Annotated in this window: 15 protein-coding genes and 1 pseudogene; 3 read left to right on the top strand and 13 right to left on the bottom strand. The window is 68.2% G+C overall.

Translation table 11 applies throughout. The features are described 5' to 3' along the window. A pseudogene (locus AB0I10_RS21920) lies at positions 1-100 on the top strand (IS481 family transposase); the annotation flags it as partial. Positions 101-423: 323 nt separating this feature from the next. Here the strand turns inward: AB0I10_RS21920 and AB0I10_RS21915 are convergent. Both AB0I10_RS21915 and AB0I10_RS21910 read right to left on the bottom strand, forming a co-directional pair. Next, on the bottom strand, positions 424-726 hold the full coding sequence (locus AB0I10_RS21915; protein ID WP_363154220.1) for a sulfurtransferase TusA family protein: 303 nt from the start codon (positions 724-726) through the stop codon (positions 424-426). Next, positions 723-1,385, bottom strand: a complete 663-nt coding sequence (locus tag AB0I10_RS21910) for a class I SAM-dependent methyltransferase (protein WP_363154226.1) — start codon at positions 1,383-1,385, stop codon at positions 723-725. Before AB0I10_RS21910 ends, AB0I10_RS21915 begins: the two co-directional genes overlap by 4 nt. Before the next feature lie 72 nt (positions 1,386-1,457). Between AB0I10_RS21910 and AB0I10_RS21905 the strand changes: the two genes are divergently transcribed. Further along, a complete protein-coding gene (locus tag AB0I10_RS21905; RefSeq protein WP_363154219.1) occupies positions 1,458-1,709 on the top strand; it encodes a hypothetical protein in 252 nt (83 codons plus the stop codon). A 99-nt stretch (positions 1,710-1,808) separates the two neighbouring features. On the opposite strand, the gene AB0I10_RS21900 is transcribed toward AB0I10_RS21905, so the two are convergent. Then, complete coding sequence (locus AB0I10_RS21900) at positions 1,809-2,393, bottom strand: hypothetical protein (protein WP_363154218.1); 585 nt, start codon at positions 2,391-2,393, stop codon at positions 1,809-1,811. 559 nt (positions 2,394-2,952) lie between these two features. Here AB0I10_RS21900 and AB0I10_RS21895 point away from each other — a divergent pair. Next, positions 2,953-3,615, top strand: coding sequence for a GPP34 family phosphoprotein (locus AB0I10_RS21895; protein WP_363154217.1), 663 nt, complete (start codon positions 2,953-2,955; stop codon positions 3,613-3,615). Positions 3,616-3,784: 169 nt separating this feature from the next. Here the strand turns inward: AB0I10_RS21895 and AB0I10_RS21890 are convergent, their stop codons facing one another. From AB0I10_RS21890 to AB0I10_RS21845, 10 genes are all read right to left on the bottom strand, one after another. After that, a complete protein-coding gene (locus AB0I10_RS21890; RefSeq protein ID WP_363154216.1) occupies positions 3,785-4,153 on the bottom strand; it encodes a peptidoglycan-binding domain-containing protein in 369 nt (122 codons plus the stop codon). Between the two features lie 286 nt (positions 4,154-4,439). After that, a complete protein-coding gene (locus AB0I10_RS21885) occupies positions 4,440-8,120 on the bottom strand; it encodes a hypothetical protein (RefSeq protein ID WP_363154215.1) in 3,681 nt (1,226 codons plus the stop codon). Then, positions 8,117-8,980, bottom strand: a complete 864-nt coding sequence (locus AB0I10_RS21880) for a DUF4132 domain-containing protein (protein ID WP_363154214.1) — start codon at positions 8,978-8,980, stop codon at positions 8,117-8,119. The genes AB0I10_RS21885 and AB0I10_RS21880 overlap by 4 nt, the downstream gene beginning before the upstream one ends. Positions 8,981-9,150: 170 nt before the next feature. After that, positions 9,151-9,273, bottom strand: coding sequence for a hypothetical protein (locus AB0I10_RS21875; RefSeq protein WP_363154213.1), 123 nt, complete (start codon positions 9,271-9,273; stop codon positions 9,151-9,153). A 31-nt stretch (positions 9,274-9,304) separates the two neighbouring features. Then, a complete protein-coding gene (gene rox, locus AB0I10_RS21870; protein WP_363154212.1) occupies positions 9,305-10,786 on the bottom strand; it encodes a rifampin monooxygenase in 1,482 nt (493 codons plus the stop codon). A 260-nt stretch (positions 10,787-11,046) separates the two neighbouring features. Next, entirely contained in the window at positions 11,047-12,132 is a 1,086-nt protein-coding gene (gene sbnA, locus AB0I10_RS21865; protein WP_363154211.1) for a 2,3-diaminopropionate biosynthesis protein SbnA, read from the bottom strand. Positions 12,133-12,273: 141 nt separating this feature from the next. After that, positions 12,274-13,362 carry a 2,3-diaminopropionate biosynthesis protein SbnB gene (sbnB, locus tag AB0I10_RS21860; protein WP_363154210.1) on the bottom strand — a complete coding sequence of 363 codons (1,089 nt, stop codon included), beginning with the start codon at positions 13,360-13,362 and terminating at the stop codon, positions 12,274-12,276. Then, the gene (locus tag AB0I10_RS21855; protein WP_363154208.1) at positions 13,359-14,366 is read right to left on the bottom strand and encodes a TauD/TfdA family dioxygenase; all 1,008 of its coding nucleotides are present in this window, start codon (positions 14,364-14,366) and stop codon (positions 13,359-13,361) included. Before AB0I10_RS21855 ends, sbnB begins: the two co-directional genes overlap by 4 nt. A gap of 12 nt (positions 14,367-14,378) precedes the next feature. Beyond that, positions 14,379-17,690: an amino acid adenylation domain-containing protein gene (locus AB0I10_RS21850; RefSeq protein WP_363154207.1), complete on the bottom strand. Its 3,312-nt coding sequence runs from the start codon at positions 17,688-17,690 to the stop codon at positions 14,379-14,381. Positions 17,691-17,828: 138 nt separating this feature from the next. After that, positions 17,829-20,471, bottom strand: a complete 2,643-nt coding sequence (locus tag AB0I10_RS21845; protein WP_363154206.1) for a Pls/PosA family non-ribosomal peptide synthetase — start codon at positions 20,469-20,471, stop codon at positions 17,829-17,831. Positions 20,472-20,914 lie beyond the last annotated feature (443 nt).

The raw sequence follows: 20,914 nt of genomic DNA, 5'->3' as shown, positions 1-20,914 counted from the left end.
CGACTGGCTGCACTGGTACAACTACCACCGACCCCACACCGGCATCCACGGCCTCACGCCAGCCAGCCGCGTCACCAACCTGTCCGGACAACACACCTAGAGCCTGGTCCACAAGCAGCAGACGCTCGTTCAGGCTCAGGGCGCCCGCCCCCTGCAGGAACGTCCTGAGTTCCACCGCGGCAGCCAGGTGCTCACGGACCGGTTCGGCCGCTTCCGTAATGAACGCGGGAACGGAGTCGGCGGGATCGCGGCTCATGTTGCCTCCGCGGTAGGTGCCCGGCCTGGAATCGGCCCGCTCCCAGTGTTCGACCGACGACTCGCCAGGCGACGGAGCCCACGCAGTGGTTCACTCGCCCGGCCCCCGAAGCATCGTCAGGAGTGCGCCGAGGTCCTCCTGTCCCGCGATGTCGCGAAACCCGCTTGTCAGTGGCCTGGACCGGCCGAGTGCCATGGGGTGTCCGGCCGGGTGGGGCGTGCGTCGGCGGTCAGCCGCAGCGCGTACACGGCCTGGCTGGGGTCAGGGACGGGGCCTAGGTAGCTGTGGCCGGTCATGTGGCACCAGGCGGCCAGGTCGAGCGGGGTGGCCGGGTCGGTAGCGATGATGTACACGACCGTGCGCGGAGCGGCGTCGGCGATGTGAGCGCGCAGCCGCAGCAGGAGGACGACGCACAGCAGGCCGGTGCCGTCGACGGTGATATGAGCCGCGGGTATCGGTGCGGAGGTCATCGGGGCAGGCTCTGGGTGACGCGCCACAGGCGGCGGGGGAGCTCGCCCTCCTCGAAGGCGTGCACCTCTTCCAGGGTCCATCCGTCGGCGAGGGCGTCGACCAGGTCGCGGGGGAAGAAGTGCACGGCGAAGCCGCCGTGTTCGAAGATGTCGTCGCCGCGGGCGGTACCGGTCCCGCAGTGGGGGTCGCCGGTGTGCCGCACGGTGTAGACGAACACCCCGCCGGGCCGCAGGACGCGGCGGACCTCGCCGACCAAGCCGTGGATCTCCGTGGTCGACAGAGCCATACACAGCAGCATGTGCGCGAAGACCGCGTCGACGGACGCGTCCTCCAGCGGAAGCGGGTCACGGACGTCGTGCACCGTCGTGGTCACCCGCTCGCTGACGCCCTGCTCGCGGGCGGCCTCGCGAAGTTGCTCCAGGCCTGTGGTGCTGAAGTCGGCGGCCTGGATGGCGAAGCCCTTACGGGCGAAGTACAGAGTGTCGCGGCCGTGGCCGGCCCCCAGTTCCAGTACGTCCGCCGATCCGGCCGCCCGGAACGCCTCGGCGGCATGGACGGCAGGTGCTGAGGGCTGCTCCCCGTACATGCCGGGGTGGGCGGTGTAGGTGTCCTGCCAGTGCCGCCGCTGCGCGTCCGCCAGCTCCCGCTCGCTGTCCATCACGTTGCCACAGCTCTCCTCACGGTCCTGCCGACCGTCCCGCCAGGTATTCGCAAGCCTAGGGCGTGTCCGATGGGTCGCCTATCGCAGCACCTGCGGGCACCCGCCCTCATGGGTGTCGAGGACGAGCTGAACGAGAAGGCCAAGCAGAAGATGCAGGGTAGGCGGGGCGAGGCATCCCACTGCGGTCAGAGTGAACAGGGCCCTATCAAAGAGCGCGCCTACCAGGCACAGCAGCAGAGGATCCTCGACGACATCCAAGGCGAGTTGGGGCGACTGCCGCTGATCGCACCCTCCGTACCAGTTGAGGCCCCGAACCGCTGATTCGGGGCCTCAACCCATTGACCTGTATGGGTCGACTTCCAGTGGTCTTACGGTTCTTGCTGCCTGAGGCGGACGCCGGCAGCAAGAACCGCAGCTGGTCTATCCCAGAGTTACCTCGGCGTACTGGTAGGAGGTCTGGCCGTTCTCGTCCCCGCTATGCTGCCGGCCGGCCATGACTTCCCCCTCGCCTGCCTTCGAGTAGCTGGAACTCTCCCTCTGGCCTGGGGTCCATCGGTATGAGGTCAGTTTCACGTCTCGACCCTGCCAGGTCAGCGAGGCCGTCGCGTACCGCGTCTGGCCGTTCTCGTCGCCGGAATGGACCCGGCCGACCAGGGCCTCATCGGCCGGAGCTGCGAAGAACGAGTTGCTCTCCCTTTGGGAATCGCTCCAGGTCGGCGCGCTCACCTGGACGATTTCCCCGGAGATGAAGATTAAGCCGCAGTAGTACGTGGTGTTGCCGTTCTCGTCCCCGTAGTGCGCCCGGCCCAGCAGGACCTGATACTGCGGGCAGGCGACGGGGACTCCGGCCGATTCCTTCACCGTGGTGCTGTAGCCATCGACGATGACGACATCAGCCGCCTGAGCGGCGCTCGCTTCGGTTGCCGCGAGGTTGGGCAGCAGCGCGAGGGACAGCGCGGCAGCCATCAGCCCGAGCCGGCGCAGAGCGGCGAATGGTGTTCGCATACAGCAGACCCTCCCCATTCAACTCCCCACCGTGAGGAGATGATTACACGCAGTAAGATGTCCGTGGTGTCCCCCTCCCAAACGCTGACATTTCTCGGCCCTTAGAGAGCACAGCGCACAGGCAGCAGGAACCTCGCCGGCCCTGGCCGGGACGACGGCGTCACGGGGGACTCACCGGGCACCGCTTAGGCGCGTGGGCTCACCACCCACCCCATCTGCGAAGGTGTTGACGATCACCGCGTGCGGCAGCTGAGGCGATCGGTGGCGCCGCCTTCCGGACGTCTTCGCTGGTGCTCCACCGGCCCAGCGAGAGCCGCAGGGCGCCCAGCGCCTGCTGCTGTAGCTGTGGCTGGGGGGCGGTCCGATGTGAACCCGCCCTGGTGACCAGGTTCTTGGGACCAGGCTCTTGGGACCAGGCCGTGTCGTTCGGGTCAGGCCGTTTCCTGGGCGTGATCCGAGACGGACGGCCGAGAGTCGGAGTGCACGGGGGAACTTCTCCGGGGAGCAGGGCGTCTGGTCAGTTGAGAAAGTGATCACTGGGCGTACGGGGGTAACGGGTATGGCGATCACACTGGCCGAGGAGATCATGCTGCTGTCCCTGGACGACGAGTCCGGATCGGCGAAGCAGCGTCAAGCGGCCGGCTGGGCGGTGTCAGGGGGGATCCTGCTCGAACTGGTCCTGGCCGGGCGGGTTTCAGTTGCGGGTAAATACCTCGAACTGGCAGACACCACTCCGACCGGGGATCAGCTGCTCGACAGCCGGACGGCACTGATCGAGACCTGGCTGCGGGGTCGCAGCAAGCGCCGGGTGACGGAGTGGCTGACGAAGGACCAACCCAAAGCCGTCGCAGCGGCGCTTGAGAGCCTGTGCAAGCGCGGGGTGGTCGCGGAGGAGAAGCACAAGGCACTCGGCGTGTTCCCGATACGCCGCTACCCCGAGGCAGATGGCGCGGTCGAGGGCGAACTGCGGGACCGGCTCCGGGCCGTGGTGCTGGACGGCGCCGAGCCGGACGCGCGGACAGCGGGCCTCATCGCGCTGATCCACTCCGCCAAGCTGCACCGTCTTGCCTTCCCCGACAGCCAGCGCAAGCAGGTTGCGGCGCGGATGGCGGAGGTCGCCACAGGGCAATGGGCGGCCGAGAGCGTCCGCGCTGCCATCCGCGACATGCAGGCGGCGATGGTCGCGGTCACCATGGTCACCTTCACCGCGGCCGGCAGCTAGGTCGCCAGGTCGGTCCCTCTCCTCCCATCAGGTCCACTGCCGGGCCATGTGCATACACATCTCGCTGCGCCCCATCAGACAGGCTCTAACCACCGAGGAGCCCCACCATGCCAAGGTGGGGCTCCTCGCGTGCTGCTCACGAGCAGGCCGAACGACTCGGCGGCGGGAGTCACAGCGCGCGCAGGACGCTCCAGGTCTGTGGCCCGACGATGCCGTCTACTTCTAGACCGTTCACGTCCTGGAAGTGGACGACCCAGCTTTCGGTGCGGGGGCCAAAGCCCCCGTCGACGGCGAGGGCCTCACCACCGGCCCAGTGGTTGATGAGGCACTGGACTTCCCGGACCCGGTCGCCGGTATCGACTCGCCTCGTCGTCGCGTTGCCGTCGTAGTAGCCGCAGTACGCGTCCGCGCCTGCCACAGGAGCGGATGTTGGTGTGGTGGCTGGAGTGGCGGAGGCAGTGACGGCGGGGGCCAGTGCCAAAAGCAGCCCGCTCAAAGCGGCGGCTGCGGCCAGAGTGGTGCGCAGACGTGTGCGCATGTGGAGATCCCTTCCCCCTCGGTCCTTTGTGGATCTCCCGGAAGGGACATCCACAAAGAACCTGGCATCCGGAGCTGATCACCATGCGGCTGTGGCCGCTTTGCGCACCCTGTGGGTGACATCGCGTTGCTACGTGCGAAGACGGCCGCGATCTGTCACGGAGTGCGGGGGGGGGGAGACTGCCGTGCCACGGCGAGGGGAGCAACGTGGCTGAAGAGACGTACCGCACGGAGCCACCAGAGATGTTCGCCCGGGAATGGGCTGCTACCAGGGCCTGCCTGATGGGTCAGGATCGAGCACCCACCCCCTTCCACGCCGCCGCCATCCGCTCCGCCATCGTGGCCTGGCCCCACAGCTCGGCCGGGTCGTCGGGCATGGCGGCGTCGTAGAGCTCCAGGCGGGCGACCTCCGGTATGCGACGGAGCATGTCGCGGGCGGTCTTGGCCTCCGTCAGCTTCAGGCCCAGGGCCTTGCGGGTCTCCGGGGGCAGGAAATTGTGCCCGTGGTCTGTGATGTGCGGCAGACCCGCCATGAGCAGGGCCGCCGCGGCGCGGTCGAGGTCGGTGGCTTCGGCGAGCCGGGCGGCCGCGGCGGGGTCGAAGGAGACCGGTCCGCTGCGCTCCAGTTCGTCCACCAGCCGGTGCAGCCGCTCGGGCGTGGCCCAGCCTTCGGGCACGGATCGGATGTCGAGGAGACCTGCGGGGCAGGGTACGGTCCCCCGTTGGAGAAACGCCGCGATGTTCCAGGTGGCATCGGAATGGGACCGGCCCCAGTCGCCATGAAGCATGGTGATGTCCAACGGCATCAGTGTGCCGTTCTCGTCGGACAGTGCGGCCCGCTGCTCGCTGTCCAACAGGCCTCGCTGCAGGCCAGGTTCGGCCAGCGGCGAGAGGGCCCAGTACCTCAGCAGCCGAGCCAGCGCCCGGCGGTGCGCGGCACTGGTGACGGCGCTGACCGCACGGACCGCGAGGCCCCCGATCCGTCCGGGAAGCTCGGTCCAGTCGAATGCGCTGTCATTGTCCAGCCAGCGTTCCATCGCGGTCTCTGCGTCGATCGTGCCGGCGAAGAACGCCGAGGTGAGCTCGATCTGCGTCGCCGTGCCGCGGTAACCGCTGTTGTATTTGCTGACCAGCCCCTCCAGTGCCCCGCCCAGGTCCTCCTCCGACACCTTGATCCGTGCCCGGCGAGGCCGCTCCAGCCGGGTCAGGATCCGGTCCCGGTGAGAAATCATCTCGGTGGTCGCCTGGACGCACCCGACGACGCCCCGTACGAGCAGCGGATGGCCGACCTCGGGCAGCAGCTTTCCGACGGCGGTCCGCAGTGCCTCCTCGGAGGTGGCCGCGGCCTTCAGCAGGCGCCGCACGGTGTCCTCGGTGATCTGCCGCAGGGCCCGTGATCCGGCGGCGTCGCGCGGCGTGAGGAAGTGCCAGAAGGCGGGCGGCGGTATGAGCCGCGTCCCGGCGGCCACCGGGTCGGGTTCGTTGTCGGCCCAGCCGTCGTTCTTCAGTTCGGCCTGCCAGTAGAGCTCACCCGTTTCGGCGTCGCGGGCGAGCACCGGGTTGTAACGGCCGACACCGCCGCTGAGCACCAGCCGCTTCTCGGCACCCGGTACATCGAGCAGACCCCAAATGGCGGTGATTCCGGCCCCGTCGAGCGCGCCGTGGACGCCGTCGATGCGGTGATAGCGGACCTGCCCGGTCGCCCTGTCCTCGGCGACCCGCAGGCCCACATGCGTGCCATCGCTGCCCAGCGGTGACCCCTTGACGCCGTACGGCAGCGGCGCCAGGGACGAGGACGCGAAGTCCCATCGCTCGTCCTTGCCGAGCAGGGACGGGTCGAAGAACTCCGGCAGACCGGCTTCGGCGAGCTCGCCGGTCGCCAGGTCGACGCGGTGCACCTGCGATTCCCGACCGTCCCTGGTGTGCCACCAGAAGTCCCGGCCGTCATGGAACATATGGCCGTTCGGGCCGACCCGCTCCTCGCGGGGGCCGAGGACCCGGTGGCCCATGAATCGCCGACCGCTCGGCGCCATGAACGTGTATCCGGGCCGAGCCGCTTCGTAGTAGAGCGACTCCCATATCCCGGGCCGTACGTCGAAGATCTCGTCCGGTGCGTTCGACCAGTAGTGCCGCTGCCTGCCGTTGACGTAGTGGAGGACGAGGAACTGTCCGTCGGAGAAGTAGACCTCGGGTGTGTAGTGGAATTGGGCGGCTTCGCTCGGCACCCGCAGCCGGTGTTCCGCGATGCGGCCGCCGGGCCCTATCGCGATGGCCTTCTTGCGGTCGTGGACGGTCAGGACGGGCCAGCTCGCCCGGCACCAGAAATTTTTGCCCGTGAGCTCGGCGGCGGCCTCGTCCAGGGCGGCCCAGCCCAGTTCGTCCAGGATGCCCGCGCGCAGCGTACGGGTCAGCGGCGTCACCAGGTCGAGCCCCGCGATCCGGGCGGGCAGGTCGGGCGTCTCTTTCAGCATGTCCGCACGGACGTTGTCCTCCATCCAGCGGAGCGCGAGGGTCGCGTCCGCCAGGCCGCCCGACCGTGCGTGCCGGACCTCGGTGTCGACGATCTCGCGCAGGACGGGCCGGAGGGCCTTCTTCCCCCACAGCCCGCGGAACTCGCCCCCTTCATGAGGAACGGACCGGACCAGCACCGGCCCGAACCGTTCGTCATCGATCAGCGCCTGCAGATCGACATGAGCAGGCCCCTGCCAGTTCCTCAACGACGCGGCCGGGCCGGGGTCCGCCACCGGGATGCCCACGTCCAGGCAGCGGACCAGCGCGACGGCGTCGATGCTGCAGTAATCCTCGGGTGCGCCAGGGCCGAACCGTATCGGCGTCCCCGCTTCCCGGATACGGTCCGCCAGCAGGTGCGCCAGCCGCAGCAACTCCTCGGGAACTGAAGGGGACGAGGCCCCGCCGTACCGGCCGAGCATCGCGGACAGCCACTCCCCGGCATCGCCGGCGAGCTCGTCGAGCGCCCCGGTCTCATCGAGCAGACCGCACCACCAGGTGTCCATCTCCGAGGGCGGCACCTCGGTCAGCCGCCACAGCAGCCGCTTCTTCAGCGCTACGGAGGCGGCGACCGCGGGCACCAGCAGCTTGCGCTGCGCCGTCCAGAAACCGTCCGCCGCCCGCCACAGAGCCGGCGTACCGACCAGGCTCTCCAGCAGCAGCCGGTGCTCGGTGACGACATCCAGCCCCGCAGCCTTGGCGAGCTTGCCGATCTGTTTGAGCATCTCGGGCCACGGCGCGAGACCGCCCGTCGTCCGCCGTACGGCCAGCTCCCGCAGCTCGCGGTACGCCTCTACCGGGTCGGGCCCTTGGGACAGCTCACCGACGTACACCTTGATGTCCTTGGCCGACAGGGCTCCGGCCAGCGCGAACTCCAGGAACACCGCGCGCCGCCGGGCCGGATCGATGCCCATGGTGGCGTGCCGGTCGGCAGCCCGCGCCCTGCCGAACATCATCGCGCCCTGTTTGTCCCGCCCGGCAGCGATGAACATCCGGCCGACCTCTTCCCAGAACACCGGCAGGTGGTCATCGGGAAGCGTCACCGCGATCCGCTGGAACTCCTCCAACGCGGGTCCCGGCCGCGGGCCGACCAGCCGCCCGGCCCGCGCCATCTCGACGCCCGCGGACAGCGCGACCTCGGCGTGCGCGAGGTCATGGACCATCGCCCACACCGGATAGCGGAGTGGGTCGGGGCGGTTCCCGGCAGCCACCGGTTCCCCGGCGTCCGGCGCGGTATACCCGACGTCGGCCAGGAGCCGGTCTTCGACGGGCGCGACGGTCCGCCCCGTCAGCCGGACCATGGGCCGCGCGCCCAGCAACGGATGGCCGTACCGGCGGGCGGAGATCTCCTCCCCGCCCGCCGTCCCGGCCGGCGCCAGCCCCGCCGTCAGCGTCGACGCCATATGGGTAGCCGCCGTCGCGGCGTACGCGTTGATGCTCGTATACACGTCATGCGTCATCGGTCTTCGGACCCCCGTGGATCGGTTCCGCCGTAAATCAGTTCCGCCATCCGCCGGCCTTCGGACCAGGCCACCGGCCCCACCTCGCCGAGCGGGACCGGCCGTTCCGCTTCATCGACCCACACGAGCCGCCCAGCCTCTCCGGACGATCCGGACTCGTCGCTCCCCAGCCAGCAGCGCGCCTCCACCGTGACGCCACGCTCGGTCATCCCCAGGACGGCGAATCCGCCCCGCACGTCAAAGCCGTTCTGAACGGCACGCAGCCGGGCGGAGCCGAACTTCTCGGCGTACTCGTCCCCGTACGCGTCGATGCCGGTGGACTCGGGATCACTTCCCTCCCGCCGCCGATCAACCCGACGGCTCAACTGCTCGACCCCCTGGGCGGCTTCATGCTCCTCCAGAAGCCGCCGCCACCGCCCGAGATCGTCCAGCAGGACGGGGTGCACCAGCGTCACGGGCGACCCGATCGGCGGCCCGTACAGCGTGCCGTCCGCCTCCCGTATCCGCATGCGCCCGTCCTCGGACACCTTCTCCAACAGCCCGACCCGCCTATCGACATACACCACCAGATGCTGCAAGCGGGTCCGCCAGCTGGGATCCGGCCACACACGTGCGAGGAGTTGGGCGGGGATCGGCATCCCGCCCAGCAACCACGACTCCACGGTGGCCCGGCACTCCTTCTCGTGCCGAGCCAACTGCTCCTGCAGCGCTGCGAACCGCTCGCCGACCGGACTGCTCCGTACGGCACTGGGGATGGACTTCAAGACCTGGCCATCGGTCTTGCGGCATCTCAGGTTCGTCCCGTCCAATGCCAGCTCATGGCCGCGAATCGCGGGCACCCACGCGAGTGGAGTCGTCATGCCGTCGACTATGACAGCACCCACTGACAATCGACCGGGACGCCCGATGCCGGGTCAACTCGGAGGCCGGCTAAGCGGCGTTCGCAAGCTGGGCGATGACGCCCGGCGAGGGCGTCGGATATACAGACGGACGACCGGCTTCGGCCTGTTGCTCGTCTGGTGATCCGCCGCTACCGGTGCCGTGGCGCGGCCACCGCCGGCTCCGGTTCGGCGAGGCGGTCACCCGGCAGCAAGTCCGGGGCCTCGGCCGTGCGCTCGCAGCTCTCCAGCAGCCACTCCAGCGTCTCGGTCAAGGCCCCACCCCTTCGGGCCACAACTGTGCGCTCAGCCGACGGCGGCGCCGAACCACTTCGGGAGTTGGCCGAGCAGATCCCGCTGATCGTCACCGACCCATGCGACGTGGCCGTCCGGCCGCAACAGCACCGCGGGTACGTCCAGTTGCTCGCTGACGTCGACGACGTGGTCGACGCGATCCGCCCAGCCCGCCACCGAGAGCCGGCCGGTCTGGTCGAGCAGCATGCCGCGGCCGCCGTGCATCAGCTCGTAGAGGCGACCCTGCTTCAGCTCCACGTCCCGCATCCGCCGGCCGAGCAGTTCGTGGCCCTCGCCGAAGTCGTAGTGGACCCCGACCGCGGTGATCATCTCGGTCATGTACCGGTTCACCTCCTCGAAGTCCATCAGCTTCGAGAACAGCTCCCGCAGCGCGGTCGCACCCGGATCGGTCCCCAGCAGCGTGATCTGCGCACGGGTGTTGTCCAGCACGCGGGCGCCCACCGGGTGCCGTTCGGTGTGGTAGCTGTCCAACAGCCCCTCCGGTGCCCAGCCGTTGACCGCGGCGGCCAGCTTCCAGCCGAGGTTGAACGCGTCCTGCACGCCGAGGTTGAGCCCCTGCCCGCCGGTCGGCGGGTGGATGTGCGCCGCGTCGCCGGCCAGGAACGCCCGGCCGACCCGGTAGCGCTCGGCCTGCCGGGTGGCGTCCCCGAACCGGGACAGCCAGCGCGGCGAGTGCACGCCGAAGTCGGTGCCCGCGACGGCCTGCAGCTGGTTCTTGAAGTCGTCGAGGGTCGGCTCGGTCGCACGGTCCTCGGCCACACCATCGGCTGGCACGACGACGCGGCACACACCGCCCTCGCTGGGCGGGGTGACGCCGAACCGCAGTTGGGTCTTGCGGACTTCCTCGACGACGGCGGCAATCGTCGCCGGATCCTCGGTCACCTCCATTTCACCCAGCAGCGTCTCGACCTTGGCGGGCTCGCCGGGGAAACCGACGCCGAGCAGCTTGCGCACCACACTGCGGCCGCCGTCGCACCCGACTAGGTAGCGCGAGCGCAACTGCGTGCCTCCCCCGCCGGCTACGCCCTCATTGGCGGGGGTGCCCCCACTCGCCAGCTCGACGGTCACCCCGGGCCCGGCCCCGTCGTCGGACTGGCTCAGCCCGACCACTTCGCAGCCGCGCCGGATCTCGGTACCGAGTTCGAGCGCACGCTCGTTGAGCAGCCGCTCGGTGACCGGCTGCGGGGTGGCGACGCCGAACGGGTGCGCCGTGTCCAACCGGTCCGGCCACGGCTTCATGATGCCGCCGAAGAGACCGCCGACCTGGAACTTCTCACTGACCGCGAGGAACCGGTCAAGCAGGCCGCGCTGGTCCATCATCTCGACACTGCGCGCGTGCAGGCCCTGCCCGCGGGACTGCTCGGTCGGCTCGGCCATCTTCTCCAGCACGACCGTCTGCACACCATGCAGCCGCAACTCGCCGGCCAGCATCAAGCCGGTCGGTCCGCCGCCGACCACGATCACGTCGATCATGAAACCCCTCATTAACGTCCCCGCACGAGCCATATGTCGACAGCAACACATGCACTTCGTGAATCTCTTATCTCCGCAGGTTCTGGCCTGGGTCGATGATTCTGCGGTACGCCCCGGGTCTTGCCGCAAGCCCCCCGGTGCGCTATAAGTTGAGAGTGGCAAGGAGCGAGTGACCTCCTTGCCTTTGTCATTTCTCGTCCGCTGTGGACGGACAACCTCCTCGCGAAGCGGCGGCGCACCCCCCTGCGTGGACAGAACACCTACGCTTCACGGTCCTGGTGCCGGCGGTGCCGGCTACCACCGCCGACGCCGGTCTGCGGGTGGTGCGGTGGGCGGCTCCCTCGGCGCGTTGGCATGGGACCGGCTTCCCAGGAATCTTCCGCCGTTTCGTCGGAGTCGAAGACGTCCTCGCCGTAAAGGTCTTGCAGCCAGTTGGATTGGTAAATGGTGTCGAGATAGCGCTCGCCGAGGTCCGGGGCGATGGCCACTGCGGTGAGTTCACGCGCGTCATGGTCGGCCAGCCAACGCATCGCACCGCTGACGACCGTGCCGGTGGAGCCGCCGAACAGGAATCCGCGTCTGGCCAGACGACGGCAGGCACGGATGGTGTCCGTCTCCTCGACGCGTATGACCTCGTCCACGTAGGTCTCGTCGAGCAGCGGCGGACGCATGCTCATGCCGAGACCGGGAATCATGCGGCGGCCTGGCGCACCACCGAAGATCACCGAGCCGACGCTGTCCACTGCGACGATCCGCACCGGCCGGTGCCACTGACGGAAGTAGCGTGCGCAGCCCATCAGAGTCCCGGTGGTGCCGGCGCCGACGAACAGTACGTCCAGGCGCGGGAAGCCCTGCGCGATCTCCGGCGCCGTCTTGTGGTAATGCGCCTTCCAGTTGCCCGGATTGGTGTACTGACTGAGCCACACGTACCGGTCATCGGAATCGCACAGCGTGCGGACGTAGTCGATTCGCGCGCTCAGGAAGCCGCCGTTGGTGTCCAAGTCGGCGATGGTGTGCACGCGGCTGCCCAATGCCTCCATCAGTAGTCTGGTCGAGAGGTTGCAGCGGGAGTCCGTCACGCACAGGAACCGGTAGCCCTTGCTCGCCGCGATCATGCTCAATGCCACGCCGAGGTTGCCGGAGGAGGACTCGACGAGGATCGACTCCGGCTTGAGGACTCCGTCCCGCTCGGCGGTCTCCACCATCTCGTTCGCGGCCTTCAGCTTGATCGAGCCGGCGAAGTTGAAGCCCTCACACTTCAGGAACAGGGAGCGCCCGAAGATGGGCCGAAGGTCGACATAGAGCTGTCCTTCGTTGAAGGCATGGGCAGCGGATATGACGGGCATGACGGCCGCCTCCTCATCTGCAGCAGGACTTTCGGAACGTCCCTCCGGCCGTGGTGTGGATGTCACGCCTCCGGTTCCTGGTCGTGCACGGCGCCGACTCGGCCGGGTTCGGATGCCAGAGCTGAACGCGCTCTTGGACGGTCATCCGTATCGGCGCAGTTCATGGAAGAAGTCGTCGATGACATGTATCTCTCCGGAGCGGACCACCTCGTCGTAGACGTACTTGCCGACCGCGAGGTCGAGCACCCCGAGGCCGAAGGGCGAGAACACCACCGGCCGGTCCGCCGGCACCGTCACCCGGCCGGCCATCACGTCGTCCAACGTGCCCTGCAGGAAGTCCCGGTTGCCCGTGAGCTGCTCGGCCAGATGCGGCGAGGTGTTGGCCTTCAGACAGTGCTCGACGTCGTCGACGATGTTGGTCGAGGCGAGAACGATCTCCGGCGCGAGGTCGCGCAGCGACACGTGCACAACCACAGGGTTGTGCGAGAACCACGCAGGGTCGCTGACGTGCGGCTCACCGGCGACGGTGGCGAAGACCACCAAGTCGCTGAAGCGGATCAGCTCCTCGGCGCTGTCGTGCACCGTGATCCGGCCCGTGCTGCCCGACTGCTCCAGGTAGCAGCGGAACCCGGCCGCGCTTTCGGCGGACAGGTCGTGTACGCCGATCTCGTCGAACGACCAGCCGCTGCCGGCCAGGAACGTGTGGACGTAGCGGGCGATCAGGCCCGTCCCGAAGAACCCGACGTGCGCGGGCCGAGGCCGGTCCCGGCTGAGCCGGTCCGCGGCCAGCGCCGCCGATGCGGCCGTCCTGGTGGCGCTGATGATGGAACTCTCCAGGCAGGCGAACGGGTAGCCGGTGTCCTGGTCGTTGAGGATCAGCACGGCGGACGCCCTCGGGATGCCGGCCTGTACGTTCCCGGGGAAGCTGGAGATCCACTTCAGGCCGTCCACCCCTATGTGCCCGCCGATCGAGGCCGGCAGCGCGATGATCCGGGAGGACGGGCGGTCGGTGAAACGCAGGAAGTACGACGGCGGGTTCACCGAGTCACCAGCGCCGTGCAGCCGGTAGGTGGCCTCGACCAACTCGACGATCTGCTTCTCGCGCCCCTCCAACACCTGCTGGACCTGGGCACCGGAGATCACCGCGAAGGGTCGCACGGTGTGCGGCTCGGTTGCCGCGGACGCCGTCACGGCGTCGGGGACGGTGGTCGGCGGGCGGTTGCCGGTCATCGGACGGTCACCTCGAAGTTCGGCGAGCAGTCGGACACTCGCACCGAGTCGGCCATTCCGACGAGCACGTCGCGCGATCCCTCGAAGGGCTCCCGGCTGTGCGCGGTGCGTATGTTGTCGACGAGCATCAGGTCGCCGACCTGCCACGGCTCACGTGCGGTGTTGGCCTCGTAGACCTTGTTGAGCAGCTTCACCACGTCCTCGTCGATCGGGTCGCCGCCTCCGAAACGGGTGTTGAACGGCAGCCCGTCGGCGCCGTAGACCTCGACGAGGTACTCGCGGACCTCGGGGGCCAACGTCCACTCGTTGAGGAATGCGATCTGGTTGAACCAGCAGCGCCGGCCGGTGATCGGATGGCGTATCACGGCGCTGCGGCGCTGCCTGGTGCGCAAGCCCCCGTCGGGCTGCCAATCGACCTCGATCGCGTTGGCGCGGCAGTAGCGCTCGACGGCGCCCCGGTCGTCGGTGCCGAACGCCTCGGTGAGGGACGACCCGATCTCGTCGTTGTAGCTGCGGGTGAGCAGCCAGCCCTCCCGCTCGAACCGCTCGGTCAACTCGGCGGGCAGCTCGTCGAGCACGGTCGCCGCGTCGGCCACTCCGGTCGCCCCGCCCTCGGTGGGCGCGGTGAGACAGGCGAACAGCATCAGGCCGGGGAACTCCAGCGTGTAGCTCAGTTCGTGGTGCATACACATCGGCTGGTTCGGCGGCCACTGCGCGGAGGAGTACACGCCCTCGGCGTAGGTCCGCCGGGGTGCGAAGGCCTCCCGCTCCGCCATCAGCCCGGTGCTCAGCCGCTCGAAGACAGCACCGGACTCGGCCACGTCGCGCAGCCCGAGGCCGCGGATCAGGACGCAGCCGTGCTCGGCGACGACGGCGCGCAGCGCGTCCCGGTGCGCGGCCGCCCAGCCCGGCGCGTCGCCGGGGGACTCGGCCCGCAGTATCGGAGGTCGGCCGGGCTGGAACTCGACTTCGTCCAGCAGCGACGCCGGGGATATGGAGGACATCTTGATTTCCTTTCAGTGTGCGGCTGTGTGTGCCGCCCAGGAAGAAGGCAGAGGTTCGGCCGTGCGCAGCACGACCTGTGCTGCCTCGGCCGGACAGGTGCGCAGGAAGTAGTGGCCGCCCTCGGTGAGTTCGTTCAGGTCGACGCGGGCCGCGAGCAGCTCCCAGTCGCGGTGGTGGCACCGGTGATCAGCCGTGATCGGGTCGTCGGTGGCGACGACCACGGTGACCGGCGCGGACAGCTTGACCGCCGGGGCAGTGTCGAGGAGGTCCGCGAAATAGCGGTGTGCGGCCACGCAGTCGTGCCGGTAGGCGGCACCGACATGCTCGGCGCGCCGCGCATCCAGCTCATGGAGCTCGGTGTAGCCGCTGTCCGTGCTCAGCTTCACGGCGATCTCGGCGTTGCTCCGCCCGGTCAGCTCCGTGATGGCGTCGCGCCGCTCAGCGGCGTTGCCGAGCAACTGCGCGCCGACAAAGATCCGTTGGACATCCACCCCGCGCTCCTCCAGCTGTCTGGCCGTCTCAAGAGCGAAGGCCGCGCCCGAGGAGTGACCCCACAGCAGGACTCCGGGCAGGCCACGTTCGGCGATCTCGGCGACGACCTGCGCAACCACGTCTGCCATCGGCGCGAAGGGCTCGCTGTCGGCAGCCACATCGTGACCGGGCAGCTCAACGGCGTAGACCGCGATCCCACTGCCGCGCAGAGCCTTGGCCATCGGCTGGAAGTTCACCGCGTTGCCACCGGCGTAGGGGAAGCACACCAGGGCACCAGCCGGCGAGCCCTTCGGCTCGCACAGCGACTGAAGCAGCCCGGAACGCCGATCGGACCTGCCGTCGACCAGCACGGCCAGATCGGCGAGGACCGGATGGCGGGTCACGTCCTTGAGCGACACCGCGCGGTCCAGGGCGATGGCCAGCTTCACGGCCGACAGCGATGTGCCGCCCCGGTCGAAGAAATGGTCCCGCCGATCGATCCGATCCTGCGGGATGCCGAGCACCTCCGCCCAGGCGGCCGCCAGCCGCTGCTCGGTGGGCGTACCCGGCGCGTCGTGGCCTTCCTCGTGGTCCTCGACGACATCGAGTTCGCCCGCGAGCGCCGCCAGTGCCCTCTTGTCGGTCTTGCCGTTGGCGGTCAGCGGCAGACTCTCGCGCCAGTGGAAGGCCGACGGCACCATGTACTCCGGCAGCGACTCACCCAGCCGGTCCCGCAGGGCCTCGACCGAGAGCGACCTCGGGCCGGAGTAGAAGGCCACAAGGTGCTTGCTCCGGTCGGGCCGCTCGTCGACCACCACCGCACCGTCGCGGACACCGGGCACCCGCAGCAGGGCGTTCTCGATCTCGCCGATCTCGATCCTGAAGCCACGGATCTTGACCTGCGTGTCGCGGCGTCCCAGGAACTCCAGCTTGCCCTCGGGCAGCCAGCGGCCGTGGTCGCCACTGCGGTAGAGCCGGGCGCCCTCACGGTGCGGATCGGGCATGAAGGCCTGCTTGGTGCGGTCGGGGTCGTTGACGTATCCGCGGCCGACGCAGACGCCGGAGAAGACGATCTCGCCGGGGGCGCCGAGCGGCACCGGCGACAGCTGCTCGTCGACGACGTAGACGTGCACGTTGCTGATCGGGGGACCGAGCGGGACGCGTTCGCGGTCCGGCACCCGGTCCATGACCTCGTGGTTGGTGTCGTCGGAGGTCTCCGTCAGGCCGTACGCGTTGACCAGCTTGATGCCGGGCTCGGCCGCGAACCAGCGCTGCGTGAGCTCCTTCTTCAACGCCTCACCGGTGACGGACACGCACCGCAGGTCGGGCAGCTCGCGCGGGTGCTGCTCCACATAGGTCAGTACGACATCGAGGTACGACGGCACCACCTGGAGCACGGCGACCCGGCCACGGACGATCTTGTCGACGAACTGCTGGACGTCCAGGATCACCTCCTGCTCCACCAGCAGGGTCCGCCCACCGACCAGGAGCGCGGACACCAGTTGCCACAGCGAGATGTCGAAGCACTGGGGGGCGGTCTGGGCGACCACCTGCCCCTCGTCGATTCCCAGGTCGTCGATCTTGGCGTAGAGGTGGTTGAGCATGCCCGCGTGCTCGCACATCGCGCCCTTGGGCTCTCCCGTGGAGCCGGAGGTGAAGTAGATGTAGGCGAGTTGGTCCGGCGCGACGGCGATGCCCAGGTCGTCGTCGGCATGGCCCTCGTCGTACCCCGTGCCGATGAGGAGCTTTCGGACGCCCGGTAGCGAGTCCAGGGCCTGGTCGAGCGAGTCGGTACCGCCCGGTTCGGTGAGTACGAGCCCGCACTCGGCGCGGGAGAGCATGGCCGCGATGCGGTCGGCCGGGAAGTGTGGCTCGACGGGCAGGTACACGCCGCCGGCCTTGAAAACCGCGAGGACGGCGGCCATCCAGTCCAGGTTTCTCTCGGTCACCACCGCGACGACCCCTTCGCGCCGCAGCCCCCGCGCCAACAGGGCCCGTCCCAGCTGGTTGGCACGTGCGTTGAGCTCCTGGTACGTCCACTGCCGGTCGCCGTGCACGGCGGCGACGGCGTCCGGGCATGCCCTTACCCGCTGCTCGAACAGCTCGTGCATCCGGGCGTCCGGCAGGGTACGGCGCGGTCGGGACAGCCCTTCGAGCTGGAACCGGAGCTCCTCGGTGGACAGCAGGCTCTGCCGCGTGTGCTCGGCATCCGGATCCGCGGCGACGAGCGCGAGCGCGGCGAGGTGGTAACCGGCGATCCTGGCGGCGTAGTCCGCGTCGAGTACGTCGGTCCGGTACCGCAGTCGGAGCACGGGGCGGCCGCCGTGCTCCGAGAATCCCACCCACAGCACGGTGTCTCCGGCGAGATCGCCGCCGACGCCCGTCGGACGGGGATCGAAGGTCGGATGCGGATCGAAGACGGTCTCGATCGACGGTTCGGTCACGCCCGGCTCGCGCCTGAGTCGATCGACCGGGAAGTCCTTGTGCGACTGCAGTTCCGACGCGACGCGATGGGCGTCCACCAGCAGCGCTCGCCACGATTCGGGTGCGGTCGTCAGCCGGCAGGGCAACGGTCGGCCGCCCCTCTGGGCGACGTAGCCGGTCGTGACGTCGTGCTCGCCGGCCAGCGCGGCCAGTACCTTGGCGTGCGTGGCCAGCATCACGGAGCCGAGCGGCATCGTGAGGTCCTCCGCCAAACGGCGCAAGGCGTCCATGACGTCGTCCGGGATGGTGGCCTCGTGCTCGTCGACGCCCGCCATCGGACGGAGCGTCCACCGCGGGATCGTGGTGGATCCGCCGGCGACGAGCACACCGCGCCGGAACTCCTGCCCCGCCTCCACTCGCGTTGCCATCGATCAGTCCCCCTTCGCTCGCCTTGGCCACCATGTCTGTCACCGCCGACCAGGGCGGTTCCACTGTCGTCGTTGCTCTCGGCGGACCGGCAGGCCGGTGCGTCCAGCCAGTCGAGCCCGCTGACCGAGATGGTCCCGCTACCCCCTCCGCACCAGTGCTGTCGGCTTACCCAGGTCAGGGGCGTCTCTCATTTCCGTGGCCGGGTTTCCACCCCACTGCGCGTGCTGTGGGACTTCCTCGCCCTTCATGAGAAAGGAGTCGGGCGCAAGCACTGAGCCGTCACCCATCGCCACGCCGTAGTGGACGTGGGAGCCGACACCGAGGGTGCATCCGTCGCCGATCGTGCTGCGGTCGGACTTGAAGGTGCCGTCCTCCTGTGAGTGGCACTGGATCTTGCTCCCCGCATTGAGGGTGCAGTCGTTCCCGATGGTGGTGAGCTTCCGCTCCGTCAGATAGCAGCCGTCATCGAAGACCCTGCTGCCGAGCCGCACACCCAGGAGCCGCCAGATCACGTTCTTGAAGGGGGTGCCGTTGAAGACGTTGAGGTACTCGTCAGGCACCTTCCACAGACGCTCGTGCCACCAGAAATACGGGTCGTAGATGGAGCACAACCGCGGTCGCAGCCCGCGGAAAGCCACGATGGCACGCTCCACGAGCACGAAGTAGAGGGGGGTGAACATCAGGGTGAGCACCAGGAATGCCGCGATCGGTAGATGTCCGAAGGAGTCATACAGATCGACATCCGCGAGGGCGAGCACCGTGAGCAGGAAGAAGTACAACCACCGCACGAGCAGGTGGAGGACCATCGACCGGATGTTGTAGCGGTTCTTGGCGGCGAGATTGCGGCGCAACTCGTCTCCGGTCCGCATGTGGTCGAACCGGGAGTCGCGCTCCACCGACCGGGGAATCTCGAAGCACGGTGAGCCGAGCAGACCCACCCCCTCGCGCATCTCGCCGTCGAGCGGAATCATCACCTTCGTCGCGAGGAGGCAGTTGTCGCCCGTCTTCGACCCGGACGGATAGGCGATGTTGTTCCCGAGGAAGTTGTGCGGCCCGATCGACGCCCGGGACACTTTGAAAGACGTGCTTGAGAAGTCGGCGTTAATGATCGACAGGCCGTCGGCGACCATCGTGCCGCTGCCCACAGAGCAAAGGTACGGGGTCTCGTGCTGCACTTCCGTGCCGAAGTTCGACCCGGTCTGCTCCACCCGGGACAGGTCGTATCCGAGGCCGCGCAGATAGTGGACGATGTAGGAGCTGTCACCGAAGAGCCACTTGAAGAACTTCACGTTGGTGATGCGTGCGATCACCCGGTGCGTCGAGTAATGAAAGCCGTACAGCGGATACACCTTGTTCGGCTTGACGACCAGATTCAGCAGGCGCGGAACGGTGAACAGAACGGCGACGCCCGCGAAGACGAAGCCGAAGAACAGAACGCAGGAAACGATCAGCGCATCGACGTAGAGCTCCGGCGACGCGACCCCTGCCGCGCCCGGCCCCAGTCGCTCGCTCAGCGCCGGGAATTCCGTCAACAGCATGTACAGCCCCCCGACGGCCAGCGGCACGGAGAGGAAGAACAGCCGACCCATGGCGGCGAGGCCGAAGCCGGCCCGGCGCAGGGTGCCGCACCTGGCAGGCGGGATCCGCACGTAGTCGACCTCCGTGCGCTGCGCCGGAGATCCGTGCCATCGCTGGCCGCCCGGGACCGCCTGGCCGCTGTGCAGCGAGGACGTATGACCGAGCTGCGCCCCGTCGCCCATCGACGTGCCGATGTCGAGCACGGTCTTCTCACCGATGAACACATCCCGGCCGAGGGTGACCGGGCCCGTCTGAATACGGCCGGCGTGCGCCCGGTAGCAGTGGAAGAACGAGTCCTTGCGGATCACCGTGCCGGCGCCGATCGTGAGCAGGTCGGTGCAGACCGGAACGTTGTGGGAGAGAATCGTGACACCCTTGCCGATTCGTGCGCCGAGCGCCCGCAGGTACAGCACATACAAGGGGTTGCCGATGAAGAGGACCATCGGGTTGGCGTGGAGCAGCACCTTGACGGTCCAGAAGCGCAGATAGGCCAGACCCCAGACCGGGAATTCGTGTGTTTTCCACCGGCCGATAAGGATCCATTTGGCCATGATCGGGAAAGTGCACATGCCGACGAAGCCGGCGCCGCCGAAGACGGCCGACCGGAGGTAGATGTCGATCAGATTCGATCCGGCGGATATCCATGCAAAGCCGCGGGCGGTGAACATGGCAGCGAGGAAGGAATATCCTAGGAAAACCAGGAACTGCAGCGTTCCGCAGAGGGTGTACTGCAGTGTGCCGACTGGAGTCACCACCTCCGACGATGCCGGGAACGGCGAGCTGACGGGGGTGGGCGCGGCAGCGGTATCGGCATCGGCGAGCGCCGTGGCCAGGCTGCGGATCGTCGGGTAACGGTAGATGTCTTTTATCGACACGGACGGCAGATCTGCCCGCTTCCTGACACGTGCACAGAATTGAGCCATCACCAATGAATTACAGCCGAGGTCATCGAAGAAGTTGCTGTCGACGGACACCTGCTCGACGCTCACGACGCCGGCGAGTATCTCGGCGAAGTCCCTCTCCGTGTCCGTCGGCCGGTCGTTGTCTGCTGCCGGACTGTTGCCTTCCGACGGACTGTTGTCTGCCGACGGGGTGTTGTCTGTTGGCAGGGTGTTGTCTGTTGACGGGCTTTTCGTGCTGTGCTCGGCGACTGCAGACTCATCCGGCACGGTCGTCAGGTAATTGGCAGAATTCTCCACCATACAAGCTCCTTGATCAAATTTTGATCACCGTTGGCCGGTTCGACCGACGCCTGGTTTCCGCGCGCCGAGTGCTGAGCGGATAAAGCAATTTCAGACTCCGCGAAGTCGTGAATTCATGCCTTCGCGAAACCATCACGCTCTAGTTTCCGTCGTGCACCGGCGGGGTGCCACTCGACTCGATCGCGGCGGTACGGCACCGGGACTCGTCGGTGTCGGGGGACTCGGCTCCAAGGCCCACAGTGCCGGCACGGGGACCAGGTTCGCATTACTGCATACGGGTGAACCCGCCCCACGAATCTGGCCGCGCACAATTTGCCGGTCCATGCGATTAGCCGCGAACTATTCTTCTCCAGCTCGGTATGCAATTTCATAATTGACCACCCAATACTTTCGGAAGCAAGATGAAGAACCTATGCAAACCATGATGAATCGGTCGCTGGTGG

The organism is Streptomyces sp. NPDC050636 (genome assembly GCF_040654775.1).
Lineage (GTDB): Bacteria > Actinomycetota > Actinomycetes > Streptomycetales > Streptomycetaceae > Streptomyces.
This window is presented reverse-complemented; position numbering and strand designations above follow the sequence as displayed.